At 58.3% G+C, this 16,396-nt stretch carries 21 protein-coding genes; 10 read left to right on the top strand and 11 right to left on the bottom strand.

Translation table 11 applies throughout. From position 1 onward, the window contains the following. Positions 1–3: 3 nt before the first annotated feature. From flgG to flgB, 6 genes are read right to left on the bottom strand one after another with little or no spacing between them, the layout of a single operon-like run. Positions 4–786, bottom strand: a complete 783-nt coding sequence (gene flgG, locus B3797_RS14435) for a flagellar basal-body rod protein FlgG (RefSeq protein WP_120452019.1) — start codon at positions 784–786, stop codon at positions 4–6. 15 nt (positions 787–801) lie between these two features. Next, on the bottom strand, positions 802–1,560 hold the full coding sequence (locus B3797_RS14440) for a flagellar basal body rod protein FlgF (protein ID WP_311781739.1): 759 nt from the start codon (positions 1,558–1,560) through the stop codon (positions 802–804). 20 nt (positions 1,561–1,580) lie between these two features. Continuing rightward, positions 1,581–2,798, bottom strand: coding sequence for a flagellar hook protein FlgE (flgE, locus tag B3797_RS14445; protein ID WP_311781740.1), 1,218 nt, complete (start codon positions 2,796–2,798; stop codon positions 1,581–1,583). A 26-nt stretch (positions 2,799–2,824) separates the two neighbouring features. Next, entirely contained in the window at positions 2,825–3,496 is a 672-nt protein-coding gene (gene flgD, locus B3797_RS14450; RefSeq protein WP_311781741.1) for a flagellar hook assembly protein FlgD, read from the bottom strand. A gap of 12 nt (positions 3,497–3,508) precedes the next feature. Further along, a complete protein-coding gene (gene flgC / locus B3797_RS14455; RefSeq protein ID WP_033789486.1) occupies positions 3,509–3,913 on the bottom strand; it encodes a flagellar basal body rod protein FlgC in 405 nt (134 codons plus the stop codon). 2 nt (positions 3,914–3,915) lie between these two features. Continuing rightward, positions 3,916–4,329 carry a flagellar basal body rod protein FlgB gene (gene flgB, locus B3797_RS14460; protein ID WP_120452011.1) on the bottom strand — a complete coding sequence of 138 codons (414 nt, stop codon included), beginning with the start codon at positions 4,327–4,329 and terminating at the stop codon, positions 3,916–3,918. Between the two features lie 155 nt (positions 4,330–4,484). Between flgB and flgA the strand changes: the two genes are divergently transcribed. The 3 genes from flgA (at position 4,485) to B3797_RS14475 (ending at position 5,993) form a co-directional block, all read left to right on the top strand. Further along, complete coding sequence (gene flgA / locus B3797_RS14465) at positions 4,485–5,144, top strand: flagellar basal body P-ring formation chaperone FlgA (protein ID WP_311781742.1); 660 nt, start codon at positions 4,485–4,487, stop codon at positions 5,142–5,144. Positions 5,145–5,247: 103 nt separating this feature from the next. Continuing rightward, on the top strand, positions 5,248–5,556 hold the full coding sequence (gene flgM / locus B3797_RS14470; protein WP_311781743.1) for a flagellar biosynthesis anti-sigma factor FlgM: 309 nt from the start codon (positions 5,248–5,250) through the stop codon (positions 5,554–5,556). A gap of 5 nt (positions 5,557–5,561) precedes the next feature. Then, positions 5,562–5,993, top strand: coding sequence for a flagella synthesis protein FlgN (locus tag B3797_RS14475; RefSeq protein ID WP_311781744.1), 432 nt, complete (start codon positions 5,562–5,564; stop codon positions 5,991–5,993). A 175-nt stretch (positions 5,994–6,168) separates the two neighbouring features. On the opposite strand, the gene murJ is transcribed toward B3797_RS14475, so the two are convergent. The 4 genes from murJ to rimJ form a co-directional block, all read right to left on the bottom strand. Further along, positions 6,169–7,707, bottom strand: a complete 1,539-nt coding sequence (murJ, locus tag B3797_RS14480) for a murein biosynthesis integral membrane protein MurJ (RefSeq protein WP_311781745.1) — start codon at positions 7,705–7,707, stop codon at positions 6,169–6,171. Positions 7,708–7,827: 120 nt separating this feature from the next. Beyond that, entirely contained in the window at positions 7,828–8,748 is a 921-nt protein-coding gene (locus B3797_RS14485; RefSeq protein WP_311791436.1) for a Gfo/Idh/MocA family oxidoreductase, read from the bottom strand. Position 8,749: 1 nt separating this feature from the next. Continuing rightward, complete coding sequence (locus tag B3797_RS14490) at positions 8,750–9,379, bottom strand: YceH family protein (protein WP_311791437.1); 630 nt, start codon at positions 9,377–9,379, stop codon at positions 8,750–8,752. Positions 9,380–9,392: 13 nt separating this feature from the next. After that, complete coding sequence (gene rimJ / locus B3797_RS14495; protein ID WP_311791446.1) at positions 9,393–9,983, bottom strand: ribosomal protein S5-alanine N-acetyltransferase; 591 nt, start codon at positions 9,981–9,983, stop codon at positions 9,393–9,395. A gap of 241 nt (positions 9,984–10,224) precedes the next feature. Here rimJ and grxB point away from each other — a divergent pair, with 241 nt between their 5' ends. From grxB to solA, 7 genes are all read left to right on the top strand, one after another. Next, entirely contained in the window at positions 10,225–10,872 is a 648-nt protein-coding gene (grxB, locus tag B3797_RS14500; protein WP_311781749.1) for a glutaredoxin 2, read from the top strand. A 108-nt stretch (positions 10,873–10,980) separates the two neighbouring features. Then, the gene (locus B3797_RS14505; protein WP_311791438.1) at positions 10,981–11,544 is read left to right on the top strand and encodes a lipoprotein; all 564 of its coding nucleotides are present in this window, start codon (positions 10,981–10,983) and stop codon (positions 11,542–11,544) included. A gap of 271 nt (positions 11,545–11,815) precedes the next feature. Next, the gene (gene pyrC / locus B3797_RS14510; RefSeq protein ID WP_311791439.1) at positions 11,816–12,862 is read left to right on the top strand and encodes a dihydroorotase; all 1,047 of its coding nucleotides are present in this window, start codon (positions 11,816–11,818) and stop codon (positions 12,860–12,862) included. A 69-nt stretch (positions 12,863–12,931) separates the two neighbouring features. Continuing rightward, positions 12,932–13,177, top strand: coding sequence for a DNA damage-inducible protein I (gene dinI, locus B3797_RS14515; protein ID WP_033751014.1), 246 nt, complete (start codon positions 12,932–12,934; stop codon positions 13,175–13,177). A gap of 145 nt (positions 13,178–13,322) precedes the next feature. Next, positions 13,323–13,592 carry a hypothetical protein gene (locus B3797_RS14520; RefSeq protein WP_311781752.1) on the top strand — a complete coding sequence of 90 codons (270 nt, stop codon included), beginning with the start codon at positions 13,323–13,325 and terminating at the stop codon, positions 13,590–13,592. Positions 13,593–13,813: 221 nt separating this feature from the next. Then, entirely contained in the window at positions 13,814–14,071 is a 258-nt protein-coding gene (bssS, locus tag B3797_RS14525) for a biofilm formation regulator BssS (protein WP_120451984.1), read from the top strand. A 97-nt stretch (positions 14,072–14,168) separates the two neighbouring features. Next, the gene (solA, locus tag B3797_RS14530) at positions 14,169–15,287 is read left to right on the top strand and encodes an N-methyl-L-tryptophan oxidase (RefSeq protein WP_311781753.1); all 1,119 of its coding nucleotides are present in this window, start codon (positions 14,169–14,171) and stop codon (positions 15,285–15,287) included. A 42-nt stretch (positions 15,288–15,329) separates the two neighbouring features. Here the strand turns inward: solA and B3797_RS14535 are convergent, their stop codons facing one another. After that, entirely contained in the window at positions 15,330–16,379 is a 1,050-nt protein-coding gene (locus tag B3797_RS14535; protein ID WP_311791440.1) for a rhodanese-related sulfurtransferase, read from the bottom strand. Positions 16,380–16,396 lie beyond the last annotated feature (17 nt).

The following is a 16,396-nucleotide window of genomic DNA, read 5'->3' on the forward strand; positions in this document are numbered from 1 at the left end:
GAATTAAATCTGTGTTAATTTCTGCAGCATTTGATCGGAGGTGCTGATCGCTTTGCTGTTGATTTCATAAGCGCGCTGCGTCTGGATCATGGTGACCAGCTCTTCCGCCACGTTGACGTTAGAGGTTTCCACATAACCCTGATAGAGCAGGCCCGCGCCGTTCTGGCCTGGCGTGCTCTGGGTGGGTGCGCCTGACGCCTGGGTCTCCTGGTAGAGGTTTTCGCCCATGCTGTCGAGACCGGCATCGTTAATAAAGGTGCTGAGCGTCAGCTGCCCTACCTGAGCCGGGTTGGTCTGGCCCTGCTGCGTCACGCTCACCACGCCGTCGCGCGAGATAGTGATGCTGGTGGCGTTAGCCGGGATGGTAATGCCGGGCTGTACCGGATAGCCGGCGTTGTTCACCAGCTGACCGTTTTGATCCACCTGGAACGAACCATCGCGGGTATAGGCAGAGGTGCCGTCCGGCAGCTGTACTTCAAAGTAGCCCTGGCCATTGATCGCCACGTCTTTGGAGTTGCTGGTCTGCGACAGGTTGCCCTGGGTATGCAGACGTTCGGTAGTGACCGGACGCACGCCGGTACCGATCTGCAGGCCCGACGGCAGTGTGGTCTGTTCGGAAGACTGCGTGCCCGGCTGGCGCAGAGTCTGGTACATCAAATCTTCAAAAACCGCGCGCGAACGTTTAAAGCCGTTCGTGCTGACGTTTGCCAGGTTGTTGGAGATGACGTCCATATTGGTTTGCTGGGCGTCAAGACCGGTTTTGGCGATCCATAAAGAACGAATCATCTTTTTTCCTCTGCCTTAGCTGCTCATGTTAAGCAGCTGGTTGGCTTTTTGTTCGTTTTCGTCGACGTTGGTGATGACTTTCATCTGCATCTCGAAACGTCGGGCGTTGGCGATCATATCGACCATGGTTTCGACCGGCTTGACGTTGCTGCCCTCCAGCACGCCCGGCATTACCTGCACCGTGGCGTCGTTGGCCAGCGTCGCGCCGCGCGTTGCCTGCGTCGCCTGGGTAGGACGGAACATGCCGTCGTCGCTGCGCTGCAGCTCTTTGCCAGTGGCCTTCACCAGTTTCAGACGACCAATCTGCACCGTCGCGTTAGGCGCATCGCCCGCATTGCGCGAGGTGATGGTACCGTCCGCCGCGATGGTCAGTTCAGCGCCCTGCGGTATCGCGATTGGGCCGCCATCGCCCATAACGGGATTGCCCTGGACGGTCAGAATGCCGGTCGAGCTGATTTGCATATTGCCGTTGCGGGTATAGGCTTCGCTGCCGTCGGCGGTGCGTACCGCCAGCCAGCCATCCTGTCCCATCGCTACATCCAGCGTGCGTCCGGTATTGTCCATCGCGCCCTGGCTCATATCGGCGCCGGGCGTCGAGGCGGCTACCAGGGTGCGCGTCGGCAGCGACCAGCCGCTGACCGGCACCGCGCGGAGCGCGTTGAGCTGCGCGCGAAAGCCAGGCGTTGAGGCATTGGCGAGGTTGCTGGCCGTTACGGCCTGCTGATCCAGCGTCTGGCTGGCCGCGCCCATCGCGGTATATATCGCGTGATCCATAAAGCAATCCCGTTAGTGAATTAACGCAAGTTAACCAGGGTGTTAAGAATCTGGTCCTGAGTTTTGATGGTCTGGGCGTTCGCCTGATAGTTGCGCTGCGCCACGATCATGTTTACCAGTTCTTTACTCATATCGACGTTCGACGCTTCCAGCGCGCCGGAGGTCAGCGAACCGAAGGTGCCGGTGCCTGCCACACCGACCGCTGCCTGGCCGGAGGAGCTGGTGGCGGACCAGACGTTGTCGCCCTGCGACTGCAGCCCTTCCGGGTTAGAGAAACTGGCCAGTACGATCTGTCCCAGCAGCTGCGTTTTCTGGTTCGAGTAGCTACCGGTAATGGTGCCGTCGTCATTAATGGCGTAGCTGGTGAGGTCGCCCGGCGCGTAGCCATCCTGAGTCGGGTTGCCGAAGGTGGTGGTGCCGGTGTTCTGCTGCAGGCTGCCCAGCATGCTCAGCGCAATGGTCTGATTCGCCGCCGCGCCGTTTGCGCCGTTAATGGTCAGGTTTACGGTTGAACCCGTCCCGCCGTTAAGGCCGGTCATTTTACCGCTGCTGTCGAACGTCGCGGTGAAATCGCCCGCGCTGGTGCCGGTAGTGGAGTCGATCGCGTGCACCGTCCAGTTGTTGTCGGCAGTTTTGACGTAGTACATGTCGAGGGTGTGATCGTTACCCTGCGAGTCATAGACCGTCATGGTGCTTTTCGCGTTATAGCTGTCAGCGTTGCTGGCGCTGAAAGGCGTCACCGTCGGAGTGGTGCTGGTAGAGTTCAGGTTCGCCACCTGAGTCGCGGTAGTGGTCGCGCGCGCCGTCATCTGGGTGGTTGGAATGCTCAGCGCGACCGGGTTGGCGCCGGTCTGTACCGTCGGCGGCGTGCCGCTTACCGGATAGCCGGTCACAAACTGGCCCTGGGTGTTCACCAGGTTACGGTTCGCATCCAGCGTAAACTGGCCGTTGCGCGAGTAGTAAACCGCGCCGCTGGCGTCAGCCACGCGGAAGAAGCCGTTGCCGCTCAGCGCGACGTCCAGGCCGCGGCTGGTAGTGGTGGTAGAACCGTCGTTGAAGTTCTGGATCACCGCCGCCACTTTGGTACCGAGACCGACGTTAGAACCGGCGAACATATCGGCGAAGGCGATGGTGCTGGACTTAAAGCCAGCCGTCGCGGAGTTGGCGATGTTGTTGCCGATAACGTCCAGGTTGCTGGAGGCAGCGCCCAGGCCGCTCACCGCTTGGGAAAATGACATGTTTATTTCTCCTGCTTACAGGTTAATCAGAGAATCTGACGTACTTGGTCAAGGGTTGCGGAGCCCGCGGTGCCGAGATCCAGTTTGGTTGTGCTGTCTGCCGTCGATACGCCATTGACGTAGGCGTAACTGAGCGGCTGGGCCACCAGTTGCGTGCTGCCATTGCTGGCGGCGATTGAAACCGTATATTTTCCGTCCGGCGCGGTAGAGCTGTCCGCCAGGGTGCCGTCCCACGAGAAGGTATGCACGCCGGATGAGAGCGCGCCCAGATCGATGGTGCGCACCACGTTGCCGCTGCCATCTTTAATGGTGGCGGTCGTAGCGGTAGAGGCGGTGGTCAGCTCAACGCCAAACGGCGTAGTTGTGCCCTTGCCGACCAGCACCTGCGAGCCGTCAACCATCACGCCGTGGCCGATGAGCGTCGAACTCTGCAGCGACTGGCTGGTGCTGATCTGGCCGGAGATCGAGCCGAGCGTGGTATTGAGTTTTTCAATGCCGCTCAGGGTGTTGATCTGCGCCAGCTGCGTGGTGAGCTGGCTGTTATCCATCGGATTAGTGGGGTCCTGATTCTGCAACTGCGTCACCAGCATGGTCAGAAACTGGTTCTGCAGATCCTGTGCGCTGTTGCTGGTGCCGGTGCTGGACGAGCTAAGGACCGTGGGGTCCAGCTTCTCATTGACGCCTACTGCAATGCCCATGTTTTATCTTCCTCAGGAACCCATCGTCAGGGTTTTCATCATCATTGACTTCACGGTGTTCAGAACCTCGACGTTGGCCTGATAGCTGCGCGACGCCGACATGGTGTTAACGGATTCCGCCACCACGTCCACGTTCGGCATCTTCACGTAGCCCTTGTCGTCCGCCAGCGGGTTGCCTGGGTCGTACACCAGCTTCGCCGGAGAGGGATCGTCCAGCACCTGCGCCACTTTTACGCCGCCGGTCGCCGCGCCAGGTGCCGCATCGGTCTGAAACACCACCTGCTTCGCCACGTAAGGCTTGCCGTCGGGGCCGGTGACGCTGTCGGCGTTCGCCAGGTTACTGGCGCTAACGTTAAGACGCTGGGATTGCGCGGTCATCGCTGAGCCGGCAATGTCAAAAATATTCAGCAGTGCCATGTTTATTGCCCCTGTAACACGCTCATCATGCTCTTGATCTGGCTGCTGATGAGGGTGAGATCGGTCTGATACTTCAGACTGTTGTCCGCGAACTGGGTACGTTCGCGATCCATATCGACGGTGTTGCCGTCGGCCGCAGGCTGATCGGGAATGCGATAGAGCAGATTTGCCGATGCCGCCGAGTTGACCTGCGCTTCGATATGGCGCGGCGAGGTCACCTTAAGCGCCATGCTGCTGCCTTCGGCGCGGCCATTTTTCATTACCCGACTGAGCTCGCTGGCAAAGTCGATATCCCGCGCCTGATAGCCAGGGGTATCGGCGTTGGCAATGTTTGACGCCAGGATCTCCTGGCGTTGAGCACGCAGGTTGAGGGCTTCAGTGCCGAATTGCAGCGCAGCATCCAGTTTGTCGAGCATGCTTCCTCCGCGAATGAGAATTTCGAGTGGACAGCTTAATTGGGGAAAAGCAAGAGCTATCGTCTGAATAACGCCAAAAATCACAGCTATTTTTCGCCTTGATTTTTTCGCGGCACGAGTACACTCGTCGCCATCAGCAGCAAGGAGTTTTTTTGATGCGTAACATGACCTACCTGTTGGCCGGCCTGCTGGCGCTTATCGCCCTGCCCGCCAGCGCCACCGATCTGCCCGCTCAGCTGACGCGCTTTTTTCAGGCTCGCGATGTGCAGCATGCAGCAGGCATGACGGTTGAAATCAAGACGCCGCAGGCGCAGTGGCCGACCTGTGACGCCCCTCAGCTTACGTTGCCTGGCAACACTCGCCTGTGGGGGCCGATGAGCGTGGCCGCTACCTGCGGCGATACGCGACGCTTTCTTCAGGTTCAGGTGCAGGTCACCGGTCAGTATCTGGTGGCGACGCGTCTGCTGGCGCGCGGCTCTACGGTAAGCGCCGACGATTTCCGCCTGCAAAGTGGCCGCCTCGATACCCTGCCGGCGCGCGCGCTGCTGGACGTGAGTTCAGTAGCGGACGCGGTGGTGCTGCGCGATATTCAGCCGGGCCAGCCGGTGACGCTGTCGATGATGCGTCAGCCGTGGCGCGTAAAGGCGGGTCAGAGCGTGATGGTTATCGCCAGCGGCGAAGGCTTTAACGCCAGCGGCGAAGGCAAAGCGTTAAACAATGCGATTATGGCGCAGTCGGTGCGCGTGCGTATGGATAATGGCCAGGTGGTGAGCGGAAAAGTCGATGCGGATGGGAATATTCTGATATCGCTATAAGGCGCTAAAGAACGCTGATGTTCTGCCGATAGAGAAATCAACTAAGCGATTACGCTATTCTGATTCAGGTGGCAGTTTCCCCTGACCGTACAGGAGCCCGAATATGAGCATCGACAGAACGCAACCTCTGAAGCCCGTCGCCACCGTGCAGACCCGCGAAAGCAACGAGTCCGCAACCGGTAAAACGCGCCAGGCATCGAGCACAACCGCAACGACTACCGCGCCCGCCGCCGCTCAGGTTAGCCTGAGCAATGCGCAGTCGCAGCTGACCCAGTCGGGCAGCAAAGATATTAACGTGGCGCGCGTCGAACAACTGAAAACCGCCATTCGCAATGGCGAACTGAAAATGGATACCGGCAAGATCGCCGATGCGCTGATTGCCGACACTAAGGCGTATTTAGAGGGTAAATAATCCCCATGAACAACCTGTTGACCACACTGGATAAGATGCAGGAGGTGCTCTCCTCTCTTTCGAACGTTATCGAAGAGGAGCAGCTTCAACTCTCCGCGGGCAGGATTAACAGTAATCTGCTGCAGCGCATTACCGAAGATAAAGGCGCGCTGCTGGCGACGCTGAGCTATCTCGACGAGATGCGTCGCAGCACCGAGCGTCAGCTCGGCACCCAGGCGCCTTATGCTGGTCACAGTGATATGACGCGCCGCTGGCAGAGCATTGGCCAGATGACGCGTCGCCTGAATAACGCCAATACCCATAACGGTATGCTGCTTAATCAGCAGATCCGCTTTACTGAAGAGGCGCTGGCCGTACTCAAGCCGCATCAGACACAGGCATTTTACGGCCCGGACGGGCTGGGTAAAGGTCAGACGACGCTGAGCCGTAAAGTATAAAAGGCGGGTTTGCAGTCGGGCACTGCTCACCGCAAACCCGTTCAGCACATTTATGTGCGCGCGTTCCGCAACCTCCCGGTCGCGGAACGCTTTGTGCTGCGCCTTTGTTACTCGCCCGTTAGTTTTGTCGGCGCATAAAAAAAAATCCCGCCTTCTGAGCGGGATTTTTGCCGTTTTACATCTGCGCCCGGCGCGCATAGTCACGCGGTCGGAAGCCAAGCAGGCCCAGCGTCAGGAAGTAAGCGCCGCCACCCACCGCGCAGACCGCCGCCAGACGCAGCAAACGCCAGACCATCGCGCCCTCTTCCCAGGCCGGCATCAGCGAAAGAATGCCTACCAGCGCCGCCGCCATTACCGCCACCGCAATCAGCAGGCGCAGCAGAAAGCTCGCCCAGCCCGGCTGCGGCTGAAAAATTTTCTGTTTACGCAGCTGCCAGTAGAGCAGCCCGGCGTTGAGACAGGCTGCCAGCCCGATCGAGAGCGACAGTCCGGCATGCTTCAGCGGGCCGATAAAGGCCAGGTTCATTAGCTGAGTCATCAATAGCGTAATCATGGCGATCCTGACCGGCGTCTTGATGTCCTGACGCGAGTAGAACCCCGGCGCCAGCACTTTCACCACGATCAGCCCCATCAACCCTACCGAATAGGCAATCAGCGCGCGCTGCGTCATCAGGGCGTCAAAAGCGGAAAACTTGCCGTACTGGAACAGCGCGACGGTCAGCGGGCCGGAGAGAATGCCGAGCGCCACCGCGCTCGGCAGCGCCAGCAGGAAGCAGAGGCGCAGACCCCAGTCCATCAGCCGTGAATATTCGTCGTGATTGCCGCTGGAAAAGCTCTTCGCCAGCGACGGCAGCAGAATAGTGCCGAGCGCCACGCCCAGCACGCCCGACGGGAACTCCATCAGGCGATCGGCGTAATACATCCAGGAGACAGAGCCGGAGACGAGGAAAGAGGCGAAAATGGTATTGATGATAAGCGAGATCTGGCTGACGGAGACGCCGAGGATCGCCGGTCCCATCTGGCGCATTACGCGCCAGACGCCCGCATCCTTCAGGTTAATGCGCGGCAGCACCAGCATGCCGATTTTTTTCAGATGCGGCAGCTGATAGAAGAGCTGCAGCACGCCGCCAGCTACAACCGCCCACGCCAGCGCCATGACCGGCGGATGGAAGTGCGGCGCGGCGAAAAGCGCAAAGCCGATCATGCTGATATTCAGCAGCGTAGGCGCAAAGGCGGGAACGGAAAAGCGGTTCCAGGTATTGAGGATGGCGCCCGCCAGCGAAGCGAGCGAAATCAGCAAAATATAGGGAAAGGTGACGCGCAGCAGCGCGCTGGTGAGCGCGAACTTATCGGCGGTATCGGCAAAGCCGGGCGCGGTAACCAGTATCACCCAGGGAGCGGCGACCATCCCCGCGACCGTTACCAGCGCCAGCGCCAGCGTTAACAGGCCGGAGACGTAAGCGACGAAGAGCCGCGTCGCCTCTTCGCCCTGCTTGCTTTTATACTCGGCGAGGATCGGCACAAAAGCCTGAGAAAAAGCGCCTTCGGCAAAAATACGCCGCAGCAGGTTAGGCAACTTAAAGGCGACGAAGAAGGCGTCCGTGGCCATCCCGGCGCCGAACACCCGCGCCACAATGGCGTCACGGGCAAAACCCAATACGCGGGAAAACAGGGTCATGGAACTGACCGCTGCCAGCGATTTCAACAGATTCATAATTGGCGCGCGTCCTGAAAAGAGTCGGCAAAATGAGCTACTTAGCGCGGGCGCCCAGCGGCGCCCGGCGATAGTCTACTGCCATGGCGGGAAATGACCAGTGCGGAGTGTTACAAGGCGTTATTCCTTTTCCGCCTCGCGCCACATTTTTTCTACCACGCGCTGCGCCAGCAGCGCCTGTTCGCCGCCGGTCTCAGGCATCGTCTGATTCTGCACGCACTGGATAAAATGGTGCGCCGCGCCGCTAAAACCGCGCTGGGCCAGATGGCTTTGCCAGGCGGGCGGCGGGTCGATGCGCATGCCGTCGCCGCGCTCTTCCTGCCAGTCGCGCATCTCCAGCACGTCAATGCACCGGTCTTCGCCGACCAGGCTCACGCGCTCGCGCTGGCTGCCCGCGCGGCGATGCATGCTGGTAGCGACTTGCACGCCTCCGGCGTTGAAATGATGCTCGGCATAGAGCATCTCGCCGCGCTCGTTGGTGCTGATATGGCCATGAAGCTGTCTGGCGCGACCGCCCGCCAGCCACAGCGCGGTATCCACAACGTGCAGGTAATCATCGAGCAGCGTAAAGCGCAGATCCTGCGGCCCCACGCTGTCGATGCGGTGCTTTTCCATACGCAGGCTGGCGGCCTGCGGCATCGCCACCTGTAGCTGCTGATAACGCGGCGCAAAGCGACGATTGAAGCCCACCATCAGTTTGCGGCCGCGCTTTTCCGCCAGCGCCACCAGTGCCTCGGCCTGGTTGTAATTGTCAGCCAGCGGCTTATCCACCAGCACATCTTTTCCCGCCAGCAGCAGCGCGTTGACAATCTCATAGTGGGTGGCGGTGCTGCTGTGGACGAAGACCGCATCGCAGGCGTCCGCCAGTGCATTCAGCGAGGAGAAACAGGTCATACGGTAGCTGTCACACACCGCGCGCGCCTTCTGCTGGTCAGGTGAAAACGCGCCGGCCAGCGTCCAGCTCTCCGCCTGCGCCAGTACCGGCAGCCAGGCTTTCTGCGCTATCGTGCCCAGCCCGACAACGCCAATTCGCAATTTCATCTCATCCTCCTTTATGCAGCAGCGTCTGCACCTGCGCCTGTAAGGCAGAAAGCGACTGCTCAAGCACCGCGACGCGCGCGCTGAGATCGCTGTTATCCTCCCGCGGCGTTTCTGCTTCGGCCGGGGCTTGCTCATCGCCAAACAGATGCAGATAGCGACTCTCACGTTTGCCCGGCTCGCGCGGCAGCCGCGCCACCCTCTCTTGTTCGACTAATCCGGCCAGCGTATTTTCAACCTCCGCGACCTCGGCAAAGTCGTGCAGCCTGCCGCTGCGCGTGCGCAGTTCGCCCGGCGTTTGCGCGCCGCGCAGAAACAGCAGCGTCAGGATCGCTATCTCGGTGCTGCTAAGCTGAAGGTTGCCGAAGGTGGAGTTACAGAAGCGCTGCTCATATTTCACCACGCGCTGGCCGAAGCCGCTGTTAGCAGTCACCAGATGCTTTTTCGCCAGTCGGTCCAGCTCATCCTGCACCTCGCTTTCCGTCAGGTTCATCACCGGCTCGCGGTTCGATTTCTGATTGCAGGCGGTCACTACCGCATTCAGCGACAGCGGATACTGTTCCGGCGTCGTGACCTGCTTCTCCAGCAGGCAACCAAGAATACGCAGCGCCAGCGGCGAAAGTGCCATTTTCATTCTAATCTCCTTATTAGCCGCGCCGATCCGGCGTCCACTCCTGACGCGTCAGCGCGGTCAACACATGATCCTGCCAGCGACCGTCGATGAGCAGATAATCTTTCGCATACCCTTCTTTCTCAAAGCCCAGGCGCGCCAGCAGCGCGCCGCTGCGCTGATTATGCGGCATATAGTTCGCCATGATGCGATGAATATTTTGCTGACGCTGCATATAGCGAATGGCGGCCTGTAACGCCTCAAACATCAGTCCCTGCCCCTGCCACTTCTCCCCCAGCGAATAGCCGAGATAGCAGGCGTGGAACGAGCCGCGCAGCACGTTGCTAAAGTTGGCGACGCCGCGCACTTCGCTCTCCTCAGGATCCATCAGGATGAAATAGTAAGCGGAACCGCTTTTATGCATATCGGCGATCAGGCCCAGCCGCGCCTGCCAGCCCGAAGGATAACAGTGGCTCTCGTCGCGCACCGGCTCCCAGGGTTTTAAAAAGGCGCGGTTTTCGGCGTAATAATCCGCCAGCCGCCAGGCGTCGCGCTCATGAACCAGACGAACCACCAGCCGGTCGGTGGTTAATCGCACCCTGGGCGCGGCAGAACGATAGCCAAACATCATGACTCCTGAAATCTGAGGCTTAAAGAAAGCGGTGCCAACACATTGCTTTCACTATAACCGTCACCCCTGCTGCGGTAAAATATTCGTTAACAGCCGACGCCAAACGCCTTGATTTTATGTTGTAAATCCCGTTTCGCCTGCGCCGTCGGTTTGCCCTCGCCGCTAATCTCTTCCATACTCTCGGCACGTCCTCAATCAGGGTGGCGTCCGTTGCCCTGACTATCAAAAGGAGACCGGGATGAAACTCTACATCTACGACCATTGCCCCTTTTGCGTCAAAGCGCGCATGATTTTCGGCTTAAAAAACCTGCCGGTAGAACTGATCGTGATGCTTAACGACGATGAAGCCACGCCGAAAAAACTGGTGGGTCAGAAGGTCGCGCCCATCCTGCAAAAAGATGACGGCAGCGCGATGCCGGAAAGCATGGATATTGTGCGCTTTATCGATAAAAGCGACCGAGAGCCGCTGTTGAACGGCAAGATGAACCCGGCTATCAGCGACTGGCTGCGTAATGTAAACGGCTATATTAACAAGCTGCTGCTGCCGCGCATTGCCGAAGCCGCCTTTGCCGAGTTCGCCACGCCAGAGGCGCGCAGCTATTTCCGCAACAAGAAAGAGGCGGCGATGGGCGATTTTGCGGAGCTGAAGAGCCATGCGCCTGGCCTGATCAAAAAGATCAGTGACGATCTGCGCCAGCTCGACAAGCTGATCGTTAAACCTAACGCGGTCAACGGCGAGCTGTCGGAAGATGATATTCACCTCTTTCCGCTGCTGCGCTCGCTGACGCTGGTGGCGGGTATCGACTGGCCCAGCCGCGTCGCCGACTACCGTGACAATATGGCGAAACAGACGCAGGTCAATCTGCTCTCCTCCATTGCCATCTGACGTGATTCGATGAGAGACGCGCTGCGTTTCTCATCGCCTTCTTAATGACACCTCTTCCGCATTCAGGCACCCTATGCCCTGCATTAGATCAATCCGGATGAGGACAATATGAAAAAGGCATTTCTTGGGCTGACCGCCCTGTTTTTCGCCGTGCTGGTTAGCGGCTGCAATCAGCTTACGCAGTACACCATCAGCGAGCAGGAAGTAAACCAGGCGCTGGCGAAGCACAACAATTATGAAAAAGATATTGGCGTAGCCGGTCTGGTGAACGCCCATATTGTGTTAACCGATCTCAGCAGCCAGATCGGCCGCGAAGAGCCGGACAAAGTAACCCTTACCGGCAGGGCCAAAATCAGCGTCACCTCGCTGTTTGGCCCGCAGGATGCAGATATGCAGCTCAAAATGAAGGCGCAGCCGGTATTTGATGCGCAGCAGGGCGCTGTCTATCTGCGCGACCTGGAAATCGTCGACGCGCAGGTGCAGCCGGAGAAAATGGCGGCGGTAATGAAAAGCGTGACGCCCTACCTGAACCAGTCGCTGAAAAGCTACTTCAATCAGAAGCCAGCCTACGTGCTGAGCGTCGATCGCAGCAAAGCCGAGGCGCTGGCGAAGAAATTCGCTAAAGGGCTGAAGGTCGAGCCTGGCCAGCTGGTCATTCCTTTCACCCAGTAAGCCGTCCGCACAGGCGAAGCGCGCCAGGGAAATAACGGCCGCGCACTTGCCCATTACCGACGCGACTGCACCGGCTGAGCTGCCAGGGATGGCGCTTTTACCACTCTGCGAGCGGGCCATAGCGCCCGCGTTTACAGGCTACCTGCCTGCTTACCGCAACCTGAACTTCTATTCCTGTAAGAAAAGAAGTGCAAACGGTTGCCCGACGCCTTATGCTTTGTACCCGGCCAAAACGCGCCTCTACGTTTCCTGACTAGCCGGAGCTTCACTGATGACTGCACACCCTCAGCAACTTACTATCCGCCGCCCTGACGACTGGCATATTCATCTGCGCGACGACGCGATGCTAAATACGGTCCTGCCCTATACCAGCGCGGTTAACGGACGTGCCATCGTGATGCCAAATCTGGTGCCGCCAGTAACCAGCGTCGCCGCGGCCGTCGCCTACCGCGAACGTATTCTGGCCGCGCTGCCGGCAGAGCACAGCTTCACCCCGCTGATGACCTGCTATCTCACCGATTCGCTCGATCCCAACGAAATCGAACAGGGCTTTACCACGGGCGTTTTCACCGCCGCTAAACTCTATCCGGCGCACGCTACCACCAACTCAAGCCACGGCGTTACTAATATTGCCGCCATTAGCGGCGTGCTGGAGCGTATGCAGAAGATTGGCATGCCGCTGTTAATCCATGGCGAAGTGACCCACGCCGATATCGATATTTTCGATCGCGAGGCGCGCTTTATTGAGACGGTGATGGAGCCGCTGCGCAAAGCCTACCCGGAACTGAAAATCGTTTTCGAGCACATCACCACGCAGGAAGCGGCGCAGTATGTCGAGGCGGGTAACGACAAGCTTGGCGCGACCATTACGCCTCAGCATCTGATGTTCAACCGCAACCATATGCTGGTCGGCGGTGTACGCCCGCACCTCTACTGCCTGCCGATCCTCAAGCGCAACGTTCATCAGGAAGCGCTGCGTAAAGTGGTCGCCAGCGGCCACCCGCGCTTTTTCCTCGGCACCGACACCGCGCCGCACCTGCGTCATCTGAAAGAGGCGAGCTGCGGCTGCGCGGGCGTCTTTAACGCGCCTGTGTCGCTGCCTGCTTACGCCACCGTCTTTGAGGAGCTGGGCGCCCTGCAGCATCTTGAAGCCTTCTGTTCAGAGAACGGCCCGCGTTTTTACGGCCTGCCGCTGAATGAAGGATCGCTGACCCTGGTGCGCGAACCCTGGAAAGTAGAAGAGAGCATCAGCATGGGCGAGCATGCGCTGGTGCCTTTCCTGGCTGGCGAAACCTTAAACTGGCGCGTGAAAATCTGATCTGCGCTTTCGCTTGCCTCCGGCCTGAATATACTGTAAATATATACAGCATCTAATCCGGAGGCTGCTATGCGTGTTGAAATTACCGTTGCCAAAACGTCCCCGCTTCCGTCCGGCGCCATGGAGGCGCTGACGGCAGAACTTTCCCGCCGTATCGATGAAGAGTTTCCCGACGGCCAGAACCACGTCAAGGTGCGCTATGCCACCGCAAACCAGCTCAGCGTGCTGGGCGGCGGTAAAGAGACGCGCGATCGTATCAGCGATATTTTGCAGGAAACCTGGGAAAGCGCTGACGACTGGTTTATTACCGATTAACCGCCACTGCGCAGTTTTTGCCGGGTGTCGCCATCCGGCTTTTTTATCGCTCTCTCCTCTCGCCAGAACTTTTTCCTGCATCTAGACTCAGATCGATCAATCGCCTATTCTTGCGCTCGTTACGCTTAACAGGAGGTGCGACGAAATGATGACCGAAAACCCGGAAGAGGCCATGACCTTCGGTGAGCTGCTGGCGCTGATTGCTGAACAGCAGCGTCGCCTGACAGTGCTGGAAAGCGCCTTTTCCAGTCTTACTCTCTGCCTCGACGAGCGCGCCGCTCAGCTGCTGGTGCATCATCTGAGCCTTGAGGCGCAAAACCAGAACCATGACGAACATTTGCAACAGCATTTCGCCCGCCTGGCGCAGACGTTGCAAAAGCCACACAGCGCGCAGCCAGCTGACCCCCTCGCCTGATTTTTCTTCGCGCGTCAGCGTGTAAAAAAACTGCCTGATGCGTCAGGCATTTTATTTTTTTTAATGCCTTTTTTAACGCCGAATATTTCGCTCACTTTTTGTTCGCCGCACTTTTTAATCGGATAGAGCTTATTTTCTGTTATAATTGTCTCGCTACTGGATAAAAAAGCCGCATTGAACCTCATCATGCACTTCGTTTAACGAGTAATAAGGAGGTTATAATGGACAGTAATAATAAAGACGTTATTCAGACTCACCCGCTGGTGGGCTGGGATATCAGTACCGTAGACAGCTACGACGCTATGATGATCCGCTTACACTCGCTTTCATCGCAGGATCAAAAAGAAGAAGAAGCAGACGTCGGACCGACCTACTGGCTGACAACAGACGTGGCAAGGCAATTTATTTCTATTCTCGAAGCTGGCATTGCCAAGATCGAATCGGCCGAGCAGATGGAGCGTTACCAGTCCAAGCATTAGTCTCCGCCAGATGAACGGGCACCCTCAGGGGTGCCTTTTTCATTTCTGATTCTGGTATGCTGCTGAGCGTGTTTCGGCTTACAGGAGTTTCCATTCAATGATTTATGATCTGATTGTGGTGGGCAGCGGTTCCGTAGGCGCCGCCGCAGGCTTTTACGCCACCCAGGCGGGCCTGTCGGTGCTGATGATCGATTCCAGCCATCCGCCGCATAACCAGGGTACGCATCACGGCGAAACGCGCCTGATCCGCCACGCCTATGGCGAAGGCGAACGTTATGTTCCGCTGGTGCTGCGCGCGCAGACGCTGTGGGACGAGCTGGAAAAGCAGGCTGGCGAGCGCATCATGCACCGCAGCGGCATCATCAATCTCGCGCCCATCGACTCCGCTTTCATCCGTAACGTGATTGATAGCGCGCAGGCGTGGAAGCTCGACGTGCAGGTGCTGCAGGCGGATGAGGTGCGGCAGCGCTGGCCGCAGATCAGCGTGCCTGACGGCTACATCGGCGTATTTGAGCCTCAGTCAGGCTATCTGAAGTGCGAGCAGGCGGTGCGCAGCTGGATTTCACTTGCCGAGCAGGCGGGCTGCGCGCAGCTGTTTAACTGCGGCGTCTCGCAGATTGGCCGTGATGGGGATCTGCAGCAGGTGGTGACGGCAGATGGCACCTTCCGCGCGCGTAAAATGCTGATCAGCGCCGGCACCTGGGTCGGCAAGCTGGTGCCCAATTTACCGCTGAAGCCGACGCGCAAAGTGTTCGCCTGGTATCAGGCCGACGGCCGCTACAGCGAAAACAATAAATTCCCCGGTTTTACGGTAGAGATGGAGAACGGCAGCCAGTTTTACGGCTTCCCGGCGGATAACAATGCGCTGAAGTTAGGACGCCATGATGGCGGCCAGCCGATGACGCAGCCGGAAGATCGCAAGCCCTTCGGCAGCTTCGCCGAAGATGGCAGCGAGGCCTTTGCGTTCCTGCGTAAATTCCTGCCTGGCGTGGGCGTTTGTCTACACGGCGAGGCCTGTAGCTACGACGTGAGCCCGGATGAAGATTTTATTATCGATACCCTGCCGGATGAGCCAAATCGCCTGATTATTACCGGCCTTAGCGGACATGGGTTTAAGTTTGCCAGCGTGCTGGGCGAACTGGCGACAGAGTTTGCGCTTGATAAACCCTTTTCGTTTGATCTCGCGCCCTTCTCCCTTTCCCGCTTCGACCGCTGAAGTGATAAAAAAGCCTGACGCAGGCGCGTCAGGCTCGAAGCGTTACTCTTTTTCTGGCGACGGGATCGCCATCGTCAGACGGCCACGCGATTTATTGAAAATCTTATTGCCGTTTTCACGACCGGCGCGGCGCGCGCGCTGCTCTTCCGGCGACAGCTGCGACTCTTCCATACAGATCGGGCTGCAGCAGTTGTGAAACTTCTCGGCGCAGCTCGGGCACTGAATAAACAGCAGATGACAGCCGTCGTTGACGCAGTTGGTATGGGTATCACACGGCGCGCCGCACTGATGGCACTGTGACAGCACGTCGTCAGAGATCCGCTCGCCCATTCGCTCGTCGAAAACGAAGTTCTTGCCCCTGAAGCGCACCGGTAAACCCTGCTCGCGCGCACGACGCGCATATTCGATTATGCCGCCTTCGATATGGTAAACATCCTCGAAGCCGTTATGACGCATCCAGGCGCTCGCCTTCTCACAGCGAATGCCGCCGGTGCAGTACATAACGATTTTTTTATCTTTCTGCTCCTGCAGCATCTCGACCGCCATCGGCAGCTGATCGCGGAAGGTATCGGCCGGAATCTCCATAGCATTGTCAAAGCGGCCCACTTCATATTCGTAGTGGTTGCGCATATCGACAAACACTGCGTCGGGATCGTCCAGCATTGCGTTGACTTCCGCCGCTTTCAGGTAGGTGCCGACATCGCTGGCGTCGAAGCTCTCATCTTCAATGCCGTCTGCAACGATGCGATCGCGCACCTTCAGGCGCAGCACCCAGAAAGATTTGCCGTCGTCATCGAGCGCGATATTCATGCGCAGATTGTCCAGCGCCGCATCAAAGCCGTAGAGAAATGCCTTCATCTTTTCATAGAGGCTGGCCGGCACGCTGATTTGCGCGTTGATGCCCTCTTTCGCTACATAGACGCGGCCGAAAACCTTCAGCTCGGTCAGGCCGAGATAAAGCGCGTCGCGAAAAGCCTGAGGATCGGCGATGTGAAAGTATTTGTAGAACGAGACGGTCGTGCGCGGTTCGGTTTCCGCCAGCATGCGCGCCTTCAGCTCTTTATTGTTAACAAGGTTATGTAACACTGGCATGGTGTTCGTTCCTGTTT

Origin of the sequence: Pantoea sp. UBA5923 (genome assembly GCF_002431095.1) — a bacterium.
GTDB lineage: Bacteria > Pseudomonadota > Gammaproteobacteria > Enterobacterales > Enterobacteriaceae > Pantoea > Pantoea piersonii.